The 13448-nt window shown below is 73.1% G+C and carries 13 protein-coding genes; 6 read left to right on the top strand and 7 right to left on the bottom strand.

What is annotated here, in order from left to right:
• Window positions 1-83: 83 nt before the first annotated feature.
• Window positions 84-1070: a calcium/sodium antiporter gene (locus L2I40_RS09200; RefSeq protein ID WP_237214605.1), complete on the top strand. Its 987-nt coding sequence runs from the start codon at window positions 84-86 to the stop codon at window positions 1068-1070.
• Between the two features lie 100 nt (window positions 1071-1170).
• On the top strand, window positions 1171-2244 hold the full coding sequence (locus tag L2I40_RS09195) for an alpha/beta hydrolase (protein WP_237214604.1): 1074 nt from the start codon (window positions 1171-1173) through the stop codon (window positions 2242-2244).
• Here the strand turns inward: L2I40_RS09195 and L2I40_RS09190 are convergent.
• Entirely contained in the window at window positions 2214-2576 is a 363-nt protein-coding gene (locus L2I40_RS09190) for an ArsC family reductase (RefSeq protein WP_237214603.1), read from the bottom strand. The two genes, L2I40_RS09195 and L2I40_RS09190, sit on opposite strands and share 31 nt — an antisense overlap.
• Entirely contained in the window at window positions 2573-4162 is a 1590-nt protein-coding gene (gene guaA / locus L2I40_RS09185) for a glutamine-hydrolyzing GMP synthase (RefSeq protein ID WP_237214602.1), read from the bottom strand. The genes L2I40_RS09190 and guaA overlap by 4 nt, the downstream gene beginning before the upstream one ends.
• Before the next feature lie 218 nt (window positions 4163-4380).
• Here guaA and L2I40_RS09180 point away from each other — a divergent pair, with 218 nt between their 5' ends.
• Window positions 4381-5370, top strand: coding sequence for a glycosyltransferase family 2 protein (locus L2I40_RS09180; protein WP_237214601.1), 990 nt, complete (start codon window positions 4381-4383; stop codon window positions 5368-5370).
• On the opposite strand, the gene L2I40_RS09175 is transcribed toward L2I40_RS09180, so the two are convergent.
• The 4 genes from L2I40_RS09175 to guaB form a co-directional block, all read right to left on the bottom strand.
• On the bottom strand, window positions 5339-5917 hold the full coding sequence (locus L2I40_RS09175; RefSeq protein ID WP_237214600.1) for a GNAT family N-acetyltransferase: 579 nt from the start codon (window positions 5915-5917) through the stop codon (window positions 5339-5341). The genes L2I40_RS09180 and L2I40_RS09175 overlap by 32 nt on opposite strands.
• On the bottom strand, window positions 5914-7221 hold the full coding sequence (locus L2I40_RS09170; RefSeq protein WP_237214599.1) for an RsmB/NOP family class I SAM-dependent RNA methyltransferase: 1308 nt from the start codon (window positions 7219-7221) through the stop codon (window positions 5914-5916). The genes L2I40_RS09175 and L2I40_RS09170 overlap by 4 nt, the downstream gene beginning before the upstream one ends.
• Window positions 7218-7889: a haloacid dehalogenase type II gene (locus L2I40_RS09165; RefSeq protein WP_237214598.1), complete on the bottom strand. Its 672-nt coding sequence runs from the start codon at window positions 7887-7889 to the stop codon at window positions 7218-7220. Before L2I40_RS09165 ends, L2I40_RS09170 begins: the two co-directional genes overlap by 4 nt.
• Window positions 7890-8337: 448 nt before the next feature.
• Window positions 8338-9834, bottom strand: a complete 1497-nt coding sequence (gene guaB / locus L2I40_RS09160) for an IMP dehydrogenase (RefSeq protein WP_237214597.1) — start codon at window positions 9832-9834, stop codon at window positions 8338-8340.
• A gap of 253 nt (window positions 9835-10087) precedes the next feature.
• Here guaB and L2I40_RS09155 point away from each other — a divergent pair, with 253 nt between their 5' ends.
• Entirely contained in the window at window positions 10088-11443 is a 1356-nt protein-coding gene (locus tag L2I40_RS09155; protein WP_237214596.1) for a hypothetical protein, read from the top strand.
• 4 nt (window positions 11444-11447) lie between these two features.
• Here the strand turns inward: L2I40_RS09155 and L2I40_RS09150 are convergent, their stop codons facing one another.
• Window positions 11448-12221: an SDR family oxidoreductase gene (locus L2I40_RS09150; RefSeq protein WP_237214595.1), complete on the bottom strand. Its 774-nt coding sequence runs from the start codon at window positions 12219-12221 to the stop codon at window positions 11448-11450.
• 82 nt (window positions 12222-12303) lie between these two features.
• On the opposite strand from L2I40_RS09150, the gene L2I40_RS09145 reads away from it, so the two are divergent.
• Both L2I40_RS09145 and L2I40_RS09140 read left to right on the top strand, forming a co-directional pair.
• On the top strand, window positions 12304-13032 hold the full coding sequence (locus L2I40_RS09145; protein WP_237214594.1) for a GntR family transcriptional regulator: 729 nt from the start codon (window positions 12304-12306) through the stop codon (window positions 13030-13032).
• A gap of 70 nt (window positions 13033-13102) precedes the next feature.
• A complete protein-coding gene (locus L2I40_RS09140; RefSeq protein ID WP_237214593.1) occupies window positions 13103-13318 on the top strand; it encodes a hypothetical protein in 216 nt (71 codons plus the stop codon).
• Window positions 13319-13448: the final 130 nt, after the last annotated feature.

The following is a 13448-nucleotide window of genomic DNA, read 5'->3' as shown; positions in this document are numbered from 1 at the left end:
CGCCACATGGCGCGCCGGGCCGGCCCTGGCCGGCCGGCGCGCGGCGGCCGGACGCCCGCAGTCCCGGCGGAGGGTCAGCCACGATGGAGATCGCGCTCCTCATCATCGGAGGCCTCGTCCTGCTGGCCGCCGGCGGCGAGTTGCTCGTCCGCGGCGCCGTGCGGCTCGCCGAGCGGATGGGCGTCTCGCCGCTGTTGATCGGCCTGACGCTGGTCGGCTTCGGCACCTCGATGCCGGAACTCGTCACCAGCGTGCAGGCGGCGCTGGTCGGCTCGCCGGGCATCGCGGTCGGCAACGTGGTCGGCTCCAACATCGCCAACATCCTTCTGATCCTGGGCCTCGCCGCCTTGATCTCGCCGGTCGCGGTCGGGTCGAACGCGCTGCGGCGCGACGGGCTGCTGGTGGTGGGGGTGGCCGTCCTGCTCACCGCCATCGCCTTCCTGCTGCCGATCGACCGCATCGTCGGCCTGCTCTTCCTGGCGGGCCTTGCCGGCTACATCCTCTACGCCTGGAAGCACGAGCAGGGCGCGGCCGACGGACACACGGCCGCCTACGAGAAGGCCGAGGCCTTCGAGGCGACCCATCCCGGCCTGCACGCCGCCCCGGGACAAGGTGCGGGCGCGGTCCTGCTCGCTCTCGGCTTCTGCGTCGCGGGCCTCGCGCTGGTGATCCTCGGCGGCCGGTTCCTGGTGGACGGCGCGGTGCAGATGGCGCGCTCCTTCGGGATCTCGGAGACGGTGATTGGGCTGACCATCGTCGCGGTCGGCACCTCCATGCCGGAACTCGTCACCTCGCTGATCGCGGCGGCCCGGCGCCAGTCCGATGTCGCGCTCGGCAACATCCTCGGCTCGAACATCTACAACGTGCTCGGCATCCTGGGCGTGGCGGGGCTGATCTCGCCAGTCGTGGTCCCGCCCGAGATCGCGCGCTTCGACAACTTCGTCATGGTCGCCGTCTCGCTCGCCATGTTCGCCTTCGCCTGGACCGGGATGCGGATCGGCCGACGCGAGGGCGGCGCGCTGCTGGCCGGCTACGTCACGTATGTCTGGTGGATCTGGCCGAGCGCCTGACCTGCAGGACCACGTGCGGGCCGCCGCAGCCTGCAACAGGTCGATTCCAACCTGCGGCGCCGTGCTCTAGGCTCCGGCCGAGCCTGGGGGGGCCGGGACCATGTCGCTGCGCGTCGTGCATTTCGCCACCAACCGGATCTGGGACCGCACGGAGAACCGCTTCGGCTTCGTGCCCGAGGTGCCGGCGACGCGGCTCTGGCTGGGCCGGGTGAAGGTCGGCGTCTCGGCCGACCCTTTCGTGGACGGCAAATGCTCGGCCCCTGACGTCGCTGGCTTCGACGACTTCGCCGGCGGCGCCGACGAGACCGGCTCGGCGGCCGGCGTGCTGGCCGCCTGGCTGGCAGTCGCGAAGGCGCGCGACGCCGTCCCGCTGCTGTCCGTGCACGGCTTCGACTTCGACTTCGAGGAGGCCTGCGCGCGCACCGGCAATCTCTGCGACTGGCTCGAGGCCGAGGGCGGCGCCCGCTTCGAGCCGCTGGCCTTCACCTGGCCGAGCAACGGCATCACCAGCCTCTCCGCCTACAAGGACGACCAGGCGGATTGCGCGGCCTCCGGCCCCGCGCTCGCGCGGCTGATGCAGAAGGTGGCGGAGGCGGCGAAGGACTCGGGCGCGAAGCCGCCCGCCTACATCGCGCATTCGATGGGCGCGCGCTGCACGCGCTTCGCCATGCAGGCGGTGGCGAAGCAGAAGAAGGCCGTGCCGGCCGCCTTCGGCGAGGCGGTGGTGATCGGCGGCGACGACGATGTCGAGGTGCTCGACGCGCCCGAGGCGCCGCTGGCGCGCATGACCGGCTTCGCGCGGCACCTGACGATCGGCATCTACTCGCAGGATGCGACGCTCTCGGTCATCAGCGCACGGGTGCAGAACAAGCGCCCGCGCCTCGGCGCCGAGGGCCCGGCGACGCAGCCCAAGGCGCAGGACCGGATCTTCGTGGTGGACTATTCCTACGTCGTGTCGGAGAAGCCGGAGCCGGCCGGCGCCTCGACCTGGAACTACACCTCGCACCAGTATCATCGGAACGACGTGCGGGTGCGGCGCGATCTTGTCGCCGCCTTGTCGGGCACGCCGCCCGAGCAGGTGCCGGGCCGCCGCTGGGGCAAGCCCGACGCCGCTTTCGCAATCCAGGAGGTGCCGGGGCGGCTCTACGTCCTGCCCGACAGCGCCGACTCGTAGCGCGCCGCGTCGAAGCCGAGGAACGGCCGCCCATCGGCCTCCAGCAGCGGCCGCTTGATGGCGGAGGGATGCGCCAGCATCAGCGCGACCGCCTTCGTGGCGTCGAGACCCTCGCGCTCGCCCTCCGGCAGCTTGCGGAAGGTGGTGCCGGCGCGGTTCAACAGCGCCTCCCAGCCAAGCGCGGCGACCCAGCCTTCGAGTTCTCCCCGCGTCGGCGGCTCCGCCTTGTAGTCGCGGAACCGATAGGCGACGCCGCGCGCCTCGAGCCAGGCGCGCGCCTTCTTCACCGTGTCGCAATTCTTGATGCCATGCATCACGACCACGGCGCTCACTCCCACTCGATCGTGCCGGGCGGCTTCGAGGTGATGTCGTAGGTCACGCGGTTGATGCCGCGCACCTCGTTCACGATGCGGTTCGACACGCGCGAGAGGAACGCCATGTCGAAGGGATAGACATCGGCCGTCATGCCGTCCGTGCTGGTGACCGCGCGCAGCGCGCAGGCCTGGTCGTAGGTGCGGCCGTCGCCCATCACGCCGACGGTGCGCACCGGCAGCAGCACCGCGAAGGCCTGCCAGATCGCGTCATAGAGGCCGGCGCTGCGGATCTCCTCCAGGAAGATCGTGTCCACCTTGCGCAGCAGGTCCGCCTTCTCGCGCGTCACCTCCCCGGGGATGCGGATCGCGAGCCCCGGCCCCGGGAAGGGATGCCGCCCGACGATCGCCTCGGGGATGCCGAGCTCGCGGCCCAGCGCGCGGACCTCGTCCTTGAACAGCTCGCGCAGCGGCTCGACCAGTTGCATGCGCATCCCCTCCGGCAGGCCGCCCACATTGTGGTGCGACTTGATCGTGACGGAGGGGCCGCCCGTCGCGCTCACGCTCTCGATCACGTCCGGATACAGCGTGCCCTGGGCCAGGAAGTCGGCGCCGCCGAGCCGGTTCTGCTCCTCCTCGAAGACCTCGATGAAGAGCCGCCCGATCGTCTTGCGCTTCACCTCCGGGTCGGTGACGCCGGAGAGCTGGCCGAGGAACAGATCCGACGCGTCGCGATGCACGAGGCGGATGTTGAAGCGGTCGCGGAAGGTCGCGACGACCTGCTCGCTCTCGCCGGCGCGCATCAGCCCATGGTCGACGTAGATGCAGGTCAGCTGGTCGCCGATCGCCTCGTGGATCAGCACCGCCGCGACCGAGGAATCGACGCCGCCCGAGAGGCCGCACACCACGCGGCCCTTGCCGACCTGGGCGCGAATCTTCTCGATCATCTCGGCGCGGAAGGCGCCCATCGTCCAGTCGCCGCGCATGCCGCAGACGAGGTGGGTGAAGTTGCGCAGCAGCTGCGCGCCATGCGGGGTGTGCACCACCTCCGGGTGGAACTGCACGCCGTAGAAGCGGCGCGCGTCGTCGGCGATGGCGGCGAAGGGCGCGCCTTCGCTCGTCGCGACCACGCGGAAGCCGTCGGGCAGGCGCGTCACGCGGTCGCCATGGCTCATCCAGACCTGCTCGCGCGCGCCCTTGTGCCAGACGTCGCGGGTCAGGAGGCTGTCGCCGGTGACGTCCACGAAGGCGCGGCCGAACTCCCGGTGGTCGGAGCCCTCCACCTGCCCGCCGAGCTGGGCGCACATGGTCTGCTGGCCGTAGCAGATGCCGAGCACCGGGAGACCCGCGGCGAAGACGTAATCGGGCGCGCGGGGGCTCTCGCCCTCCGTCACGCTGGCCGGCCCGCCCGACAGGATGATTCCCTTGGGATCGAAGGCCCGGATGCGGGCCTCGGGCGCGGCGTTGAAGGGCCAGATCTCGCAATAGACGCCGGATTCCCGCAGCCGCCGGGCGATCAGCTGCGTCACCTGGCTGCCGAAGTCGAGGATCAGGATGCGTTCATGGCGCGCATCGGCGCCGGAACCGGAGTCGGGGGGAGGCGTCATGGACGGGCAGAACCACACCGGGGCGGCCGGGGCAAGCCGGTAGCGCGCGACCGCTCCCGGCGATGTGAAGGGATCCGGAACGAAGCCGGGACGTTTCCGCGCCGTGCCGGGCCACCACGCCGCCGTGAAGGCTGCCGCCACGCAGCCGTGAGTCGACGCGAAGGTCCCGCGCCGCCATTGCCCGGCCTTGCCGTCGGGCGAGAAGGGGACCACGGGCGTTGACCACCGCGACGATCGTCATTCCGTGCTACAACGCCCTCGCGTATCTGGACGACGCGGTCGCCTCGGCGCTCGCGCAGACCGTCCGCGACATCGAGGTGATCGCGGTGGACGACCATTCCACCGACGCCACGCTCGACCACCTGCGGTGGTGGGCGGCGCGGGATCCCCGGCTCACCGTGCTGCAGACGGCCGCCAATGGCGGCCCGGCGGTGGCCTGCAACACCGCCTATGCGCGCGCGACCGGGCGGTGGGTGACCGTGCTCGACAGCGACGACCTCTTCCTGCCCGAGCGCATCGAGCGGCTCGCGGCCTTCGGCGAGGCGCGCGGCGCCGACATGGTCGCCGACAACCTGCTGGAACGCTGCTTCGACACCGGCCGCGACATCGGCCTGCACTTCCCCGAGGCCGAGATGCGCCACGAGGGCTGGATCACGCTGGCCGAGATGCTCCGGCGGGACATGCCGGACCTGCCCGGCAAGTCGCGGCTCGGCTTCGTGCAGCCGATGATCCGGCGCGACCTGCTGGAGCGGCACAAGCTGCGTTTCCCGACACGGATCCGCGCGGGGGAGGACTTCGTGCACTACTTCGAATGCGTGGCGCACGGCGCGCGCTTCGCGCTGCGGCCGGAGGCCTGGTACATCTACCGGATCCGCGAGGGCTCGATCACCTACCGGCCGTCCTCCACCTACCACTACCCGGTGGCCAACCGGCACCTGATGGAGGTCGTCCGGCGGCTCGGCATCACCGGCGAGGTGCCCGCGATGCTGGCGCGGCGGCAGGCGCTGGTGGACTTCAATTGCCTCGCGCAGGCCGCCCTCGACGGGCAGTTCCTGCGGAGCCTCTCGTACTTCCGCCTCGGCACGCTGGGCGGGATGTGGCGCCAGGCGCGAACCGTGGCAGGCGCGCTGCGGCGCCGCGTCCAGGCGAAGGTGCCGGCGGGCGACGCGCGCGCCGCTAGCTCTCCTTCACCTGCGCGGTCGCGCTGAGCAGCGCCTCGATCGAAGGCCAGGTGAAGGCGGTCTGCTTCACCGGCCGGCCGGCGACGGTCACCATGTCGGTCATCGCCTCCTTGCCGCCGAGATGGGCGTAGAAGTAGCGCGCGGGGTTCTCCGCCAGCACCCAGACGAGCGCGGAGCCGCAGCCGATCACGCGCAGATGCGCCGCCATGGCGCGCATCAGCCGCCGCCCGATGGCGCGCTCGCGGAAATCGTCGAGCACGTAGAGCGTCTCCACCTCGCCCTCAGCCAGGCCGCGCCGCCGCGCGCGCCCGCCGGAGGCGAAGCCGACGATCGCGGCCTCGGGCCCCGGCGCGTCGCCGGGCTGGTCCTGCCCGCCGGCGGTCGCGACGAACACCGCGTGCCCGTCGCGGCGATCGAGGATGGCGCGCGTGTAGAAGGCGGCGAGCCGCGTCTCCGACAGCTTCGCCAGGTAAGCCTCGTCGAGGATGCCGGCATAGGCGCTGCGCCAGGCGGCGACATGCACGGCCGCGATGCCGGGCGCGTCGTCGGGCCTGGCGCGACGGACGCAGATCATGGCCTGCGCTCCAGCACGGCGACGAAGAACCCGTCCGTGCCGTGCCGGGCGGGCGAGAGGGCAAGCGCGTCGGTCGGGGCGGGCGGCGGCACGTCCGGGCGCAGCCCGGCCCAGAGGGCGGGGATGGGGCAGGCGACGAAACCAGGATGGCGCGCGAGGAAGCGCTCGATCTGCATTTCGTCCTCCTCGGGAAGGACCGAGCAGGTAGCGTAGACCAGCCTGCCGCCCGGGCGCACCAACTCTGAGGCCTCGGCGAGGATCGCGGCCTGTTTTTCCTGCAGTTCCGTGAGATCGCGCGCCGTGGTGCGGGTGCGCGCGTCCGGGTTGCGGCGCCAGGTGCCGCTGCCCGTGCAGGGTGCGTCCACCAGCACGCGGTCGAAGCTGCCGCCGCGGCGCTTGCGCCACTTGTCGCCGGGCACCAGCAGGTGCCGCTCGGCATTGTCCACGCCGGCGCGGCGCAGCCGCCGCCCGGCGCCTTCGAGCCTGGGCGCGGAGACGTCGCAGGCGACGATGTGGCCGCGATTGCCCATCGCGGCGGCCATCGCCAGCGTCTTGCCCGCGGCGCCGGCGCAATAATCGGCCACGCGCATGCCCGGCCGCGCGTCGGTCAGCAGCGCGATCAGCTGGCTGCCCTCGTCCTGCACCTCGACGAGGCCGTCCTTGAAGACCTTGGTCGCCGCGACCGGGCGGCGATCGGCGACGCGCAGGCCCCAGGGCGAGAGCGGCGTGGGCTCCGCCGCGATGCCCTCCCCCGCCAGCGCCAGCCGCGCCGCGTCGCGGGTGGTGCGGAGCAGGTTGGCGCGGAGGTCGAGCGGCGCGGTGGCCTCCATCGCCGCCGCCTCCTCGGCCAGCCGGTCGCCGAAGCGGGCGCGCAGGCCGGGCAGCGCCCAGTCGGGCAGGTTCAGGCGCACGCCCTCGGGCATGTCGGCGTGGATGAGCGGCTGGCCGGCGAGGCGGCGGATCGCCTCGATCTCGGCCGGCTCGAGCGGCGGCGGGGCGAAGCGGTCGCCGGTGAAGTGGCCGGCGAGCTTCTGCGGCGTCCAGCCCTCCGCGAGCAGGAGTTGCGCGGCGAGCGCGAGGCGCGGCGTCGCGGCCGCCCCAATGCGGTCGAGGTGCCAGTCGAGGCGAAGCTGCTGCCGCACCACGCCCCAGGCGAGCTCGGAGACCGCGCGGCGGTCGCCGCTGCCGATGAAGCGGCGGGCCCGGAAGAAGTCGTTCGCGATCGCGTCGGCGGGGCGGCGCGGCGCGGCGGCGATGGCGGCGAGGAGGTCGATCGCCGCCTGGATGCGGCCGGCGGGGGTCATGCGAGCAGCTTCGGCAGGTCGGAGAGGGTCGCGAGGCGTGCGGCGGCGAGACGGTCGAGCCAGTACTCGGCCGGCACCTCGGCGCGGTTCAGCCAGTGGACGCGGAAGCCGAAGCGCGCCGCGCCATAGGCGTCCCAGGCATTGCCGGAGACGAAGGCGATCTCGTGCGGCTGGCAGCCGAACTGCGCCGTGGCCAGCGCATAGACCTCGCGCGCCGGCTTGTAGCGGCGCAGCGGATGGACCGAGAGCACGGCGTCGAGCAGCGGGGCGAGGCCGGCGGCGGCGACGGCCTCCTGCAGCATGGCCGGCTCGCCATTCGAGAGGATCGCGGTGCCGAGGCTGCGGGCGCGCAGCGCGGCGAGCGTCGGCGCGGCGTCGGGATAGGCGTCGAGGCTGCGATAGGCCGCGAGCAGGTCGGCGCGCAGCGCGGCGTCCGCGACGCCATGCGTGGCGAGCGCGACATCGAGGGCGCGGGCCGTGATGGCGGCGAAATCCTCGTAGTCGCCGGTGGCGGAGAGGATCCAGGAGTACTCGAGTTGCTTCGCGCGCCAGAGCGCCGATACGGCGGCGGCGCGCGCGCCGAGGCGGGCGGCGTGGCGTGCGACGGCGGCGTGAACGTCGAGCAGGGTGCCGTAGGCGTCGAAGACGACGGCGACGGGGGGAGGCATGCCGGGACGGGGTTCCTCGGTCGGGCGAGGATGGTTGACCCGAACGGGGCGGGCGGCAAGCGGCGCTTTATCGCTTTACGGATTTATCGCTTTGCCGCCCTGGCGGGTGGCGCGGCCGGGTTTCGGACAAAAGGCCGGATCGCGGCGGGGCGGTTTCGGACGAACTGGCCGGGCTGGCGGAGGGTCGGGGCGCCTGCGTCGCTTTGGCGCTTTACGGCTTTATCGCCTTGCCACCGTGGCGAATGGTGCGGCCGGGTTTCGGACGAATTGGCGAGGCTCGCGAACGGGGCGAGGCGGGTTCCGGACAGATTCGACGGCTCACCCCCCGGGGGGGGGGCGGGCGGGGGACGGATGGCCCGACCCGCCGGCGTAACCGGCGGCAGGGCGCCGCCACTCTGGCGTTCGACGCCGTTGGCGTCGAACCCCCCGCAAGGGGAGAGGGAGGCGATCACCCCTCCATCCGATAATTCGGCGCCTCGCGCGTCACGGCGACGTCGTGGACGTGGCTCTCGCGCAGGCCCGCATTGGTGATGCGGCGGAAGCGGGCGTTCTTCTGCAGGTCGGGGATCGTCGCGCTGCCCGTGTAGCCCATCGCGGCGCGCAGCCCGCCGACCATCTGGTGGATCACCGTGTTGACCGGGCCCTTGTAGCCGACGCGGCCCTCCACGCCCTCCGGCACCAGCTTCAGGCTGTCCCGCACCTCGGCCTGGAAGTAGCGATCCGCGCTGCCGCGCGCCATCGCGCCGAGGCTGCCCATGCCGCGATACGACTTGTAGCTGCGGCCCTGGTAGAGGAAGACCTCGCCCGGCGCCTCGTCGGTGCCGGCGAAGACGCTGCCCATCATCACGCAATCGGCGCCGGCGGCGATCGCCTTGGCGATGTCGCCGGAGGAGCGGATGCCGCCATCGGCGATCGCCGGCACGCCGCGCTCGCGCGCTGCGGCGGCACTTTCCATCACGGCGGTCAACTGCGGCACGCCGACGCCGGCGACGATGCGGGTGGTGCAGATGCTGCCCGGGCCGATGCCGATCTTCACCGCATCCGCCCCGGCCTCGATCAAGGCGAGTGCACCTTCCGGCGTCGCGACGTTGCCGGCGACGACCTGCACGGAGTTGGACAGGCGCTTGATGCGCTCGATCGCCTTCAGCACGCCGCCCGAATGGCCATGCGCGGTGTCCACCACCACGACGTCCACCTCGGCCTCGACCAGCAGGGTCGCGCGCCTGAGCCCGTCCTCGCCGACGCCGGTGGCCGCCGCGACGCGCAGCCGCCCCATCGCGTCCTTCACCGCGTTCGGGTTGGCCTGCGCCTTCTCCATGTCCTTCACGGTGATCAGCCCGACGCAGCGATAGGCGTCGTCGACCACCAGCAGCTTCTCGATCCGGTGCTTGTGCAGCAGCGCGCGCGCCTCGGCCGGCGAGACGTCGGCATTGGCGGTGACCAGGTTCTCGCGCGTCATCAGCTCGTAGACGCGGGTGTTGGGATCGTTGGCGAAGCGGACGTCGCGGTTGGTGATGATGCCGACCAGGCGGCCGGAGTCGCGCTCCACCACGGGGATGCCGCTGATGCGGTGGCTTTCCTGCAGCGCATGGACGTCCGCGAGCGTCTGGTCGGGATGGATGGTGAGCGGGTTCACCACCATGCCGCTTTCGAACTTCTTCACCCGGCGCACCTGGGCGGCCTGGTCCTCGGGCGAGAGGTTCTTGTGCACCACGCCGATCCCCCCCGCCTGGGCCATGGCGATGGCCATCGGCGCTTCCGTCACCGTGTCCATCGCCGCGGCGACGAGCGGGATGTTCAGCGCGATCTCGCGCGTCAGGCGGGTGCGGGTGTCGGTGTCGGCCGGCAGGACGGTGGAATAGGCGGGCACCAGCAGCACGTCGTCGAAGGCATAGGCCTCCGCGAAGCGAGCGGGTTCCGCATGCAGGCTGTTGGGGGGTGCCATGGTTGTCCTCGGGGGCGCGACCTTGGCGGCCCGACCTACACCGTCCCCCTCCCCCGCGTCCAGGGCAGCGGCGTGATGGGCGCATGACGGCGGGGCGGGTCACCGGCGCGCGGGCGGAATGACGGCGCCGCGCGCAGGCGCAACGACGGCACTGCCCAGGCGGAATGACGGGATCGTGGCCTGCCGCGCGGGCAGACCGGCGGCGGCGGGAGCGTTCCGCTCCCATCCCCCACATCGCTGGAGTCCCTCGGCCATGGCCATCGGCCTCGACCTTCGAATCCCCGAATCGCTGCGCTCCTTCGCCGCCGACTCCGATATCAGCATCCCGGACACGATCAGCCTGCCGGGCGCCTTGACGGTGCGGCTCGCGGATCCCGCGCCGGCGACCGGGCCCGCGGCACCGCCCGCCTCGCTCGGGCTCGACGCCATGGCCGTCGTCATGCGCGACTTCGATGCGCTCTACGCCGAGCGGCAGGCCTTCCTTGCCGAGGGGCCGCTAACGCGGCTGTTCGACGGCGCAGGCCTGCCGGCGCTGGGCGCGGCGCTCGAGCGGCCGTTGGAGGTGACGGATCTCGCGACCCTCGTGCGGCTGGCCGAGCAACTGCCGGGCGGCTTCGGCGACCCCGACGCGACCGGCGAGGTGCCGACCGGCAGCGCGGCGATCGGGCGGGAGGAGGCGGCGGTCGCCGCCACGCTCGCCGCCGCGCCGCGCATCCTGGACGCGCTCGGGCCGGATGCCGTGCAGGTCCTGGCGCGCGGGCAGAGCTTCGCCGTCGTGGAGCGCTACGAGGATCCGCTGAGCGGCTTCCTCGCGGTCCGGTTGGCGCCGGCCGAGGGCGGGCCCGAGGTCTTCGCCGTGGATGGGCTGCAGGTCGGCTCGCGCGCCGACGAGGCGACCGCGGCGACGCTCGGGCGCCTGCAGGCGGAGTCTGCCGCCTTCCGCGCGATGATCGCGGATGCCGCCGCGGCCGGAGCCGAGGATGGCGGCGTGCGATTCACGGGGCCGAGCCTCGGCGGCGCCGTGGCGCAGGTCGCGGCCTATGAGACGGCGGAGGCGCTGCTGGCGGACGGCGTGCCGGGGCCGGAGGTGCGGCTGGTGACGGTCGATCCGCTCGGCGGGCGTGACGCGGCGGAGGCGATCAACGGCGCGCTCGACCCGGCGGTGCTGGCGGGCATCACGGCGCTGAACCTGCGCACCGAGGGCGACGCGGTGTCGCGCATCGGCAGCCATATCGGCGCGACGCTGACCCTGCCGGGGCGCGACGCGGCGGGGAACGTCGTGGCGCTCGAGGCCCGCGAGGCGCATGTGGACGTCGTCTCGCTGCTGCAGAACCTGTCGCGCGACGATTTCTTCGCGGCGGGCCGGCTCGGCGCGCCGGCCGAGATCTCGGGCTTCGCGCGCGCCTCCGAGGCGGGGTCGGACGAGCTGATCGCGCTGTGGCGGCAGTTCGGCGAGGCGGAGACCACGCTGGCCGAGCTCCAGGTGCCGGGCGTCGCGAGCTTCGACGCGACGCGCACGCTCTGGTCGCTCGACCTCGACACCGACGGCACGGCGGATATCGCGGTGCGGCTCGCCGCGCCCGCCGCGACGGATGTGCTGCTGGCGTGATGCGCTACAGCAGCCCGCGCGCGATGCCGCCATCGGCGGCGATGGACTGGCCGACGATGTAGGCGCTGCGCGGGGAGGCGAGGAAGCCGGCCAGGTCCGCCACTTCCTCCGCCGTGCCGAAGCGGCCGAGCGGGATGTCCTTGGCGAAGCGGGCGAGCACGGCCTCGGGCGTCGTGCCTTCCTGCTGCGCCATCGCCTCCGCCCGGCGGCGCCAGAGCCGCGTGACGGTGCGGCCGGGCAGCACGGCGTTCACGCGGATGCCCTCGCCGATCAGCTCGGCGGAGAGCGTCTTCACCAGCGCGAGGTGCCCGGCCTTGTGGACGTTGGAGACGATCTGCTCGGGATAGGGCATGCGCGAGGACGCGGCGCCGAACAGCACGACGCGCGCGCCTGGCGCCTTGCGGAGCTGCGGCAGGAAGGCGCGGACGACGCGCACGGTCGAGAGGATGTTGAACTCCCAGTTCGCGCGCCAGTCCTCGTCGGTCAGGTGCTCGAAGGCGGAGCGGTGGCTGCCGCCGACGGCGACGACGAGGATGTCGAGCCGGTCGTCCTGCGCGCTCCAGGCGCGATGCAGCGCCTCGACCGCGGCAGGATCGGTGATGTCGGCGGCGATCGCGCGGGCGCCGATCGCGGCGGCGGCCTCCGCCAGGTCGGCTGCGTTGCGCGAGACCACGGTGACCCGGGCACCTTCCTCGGCGAGCAGCTTCGCCGTCGCGGCCCCGATGCCGTCGCTGGCGCCGACCACCAGCGCCAGGTCGCCCTTGATCCGCAGGTCCATCGCGATCCCCCCGAGTTGCGCGCCGCCGGATTGGCACGGGCCCGCGTTGCAGGCAACGCGGCCGCGCTGGTATGCGCGGCGCATGGCGGTGAGCGGACAGGCGGCGCGGGCCCTGATCGAGCTGCGCGCGCGCATCTTCACAGGCGCGCTGCGCGCCGGCGACCGGCTGGCGGAGATCCCGCTGGCCGAGGCGCTGGGCATGTCGCGCACGCCGGTGCGCCTTGCGCTGGCTGAGCTGCAGGCGGAGGGCCTCGCGGTGCCCGCGCCGGGCGGCGGCTTCGCGGTGCGCGCCTTCACTGCGCGCGAAATCGACGACGCCATCGCGCTGCGCGGACAGCTGGAAGGAATGGCTGCACGGCTGGTCGCCGAGCATGGCGTCCCGCGCGGCCTGTCGCGCCGGCTGCACGATGCGCTGGAGGCAGGCGACGCGGCTTTGGCGCGGGGCGTGCTGGATGCCGCGGCCACCGAAGCCTATGCGGCGATGAACGGCGCGCTGCATGCGGCGATCGTCGAGGCGGCGGGCAATGCCGCGCTCAGCCGCGCGCTGGCGATGGTGGAGGCGCTGCCCTTCGCCGGCGCCAATGCGCTGGTCCCGGCCGCCGGCGGCGGCGCGCAGCGGCTCGCGCTGATGGTCTTCGCGCATCGCCAGCACCACCTGCTGGTCGAGGCGCTGGAGGCCGGCCAGGGCAGCCGGGCGGAGGCTCTGGCGCGCGAGCATGCCGACAATGCGCGTCGGAACCTCCGCCTGGTGCTGGAAGCGGGCGAGGCCGGACCGGCGGCGCTGATCGCGCGCGACACGGACGCCGCCTGATCACGTCCGCCCTGGGGCGCCCCTTGACCGCGGCGCGGGCTTCCGGTTGGAGGCGTCCAGGAGCAGAACGATGAGCAACGGACCCTTCTTCCTGCGCTGGCGCAAGCCGGGCTCCGCGAAGCCGGAGCTGGAAACCTTCGCGGACCTCGACGCCGCGCTGGACGCGGTGGAGGCGCGCTGGGTGGAGTTGCGCGAGAGCGCCCCGCAGATCCTCGACGCCCGCAAGGTGCTGCTGCTGAGCACCGAGCAGCTGGCCGGCGAGTTCGACGCGCCCGCCGAGGGCTGACGCTTTTTTGTGCCTCAGGCGCCGGCGGCCGCGTCCGCGGCCTTGGCTGGCGCGCAGGCCACTGGCTCGCCCTGCCGTGCGGTGGCGTGGTGCGCGGGCCGCATCCGGGACCCCGCACGCGGCGCGACGC

This window comes from Falsiroseomonas oryziterrae, from assembly GCF_021864505.1.
Lineage (GTDB): Bacteria > Pseudomonadota > Alphaproteobacteria > Acetobacterales > Acetobacteraceae > Falsiroseomonas > Falsiroseomonas oryziterrae.
The sequence above is the reverse complement of the archived record's forward strand: the minus strand, read 5'-3'. Positions and strand labels throughout refer to the sequence as shown.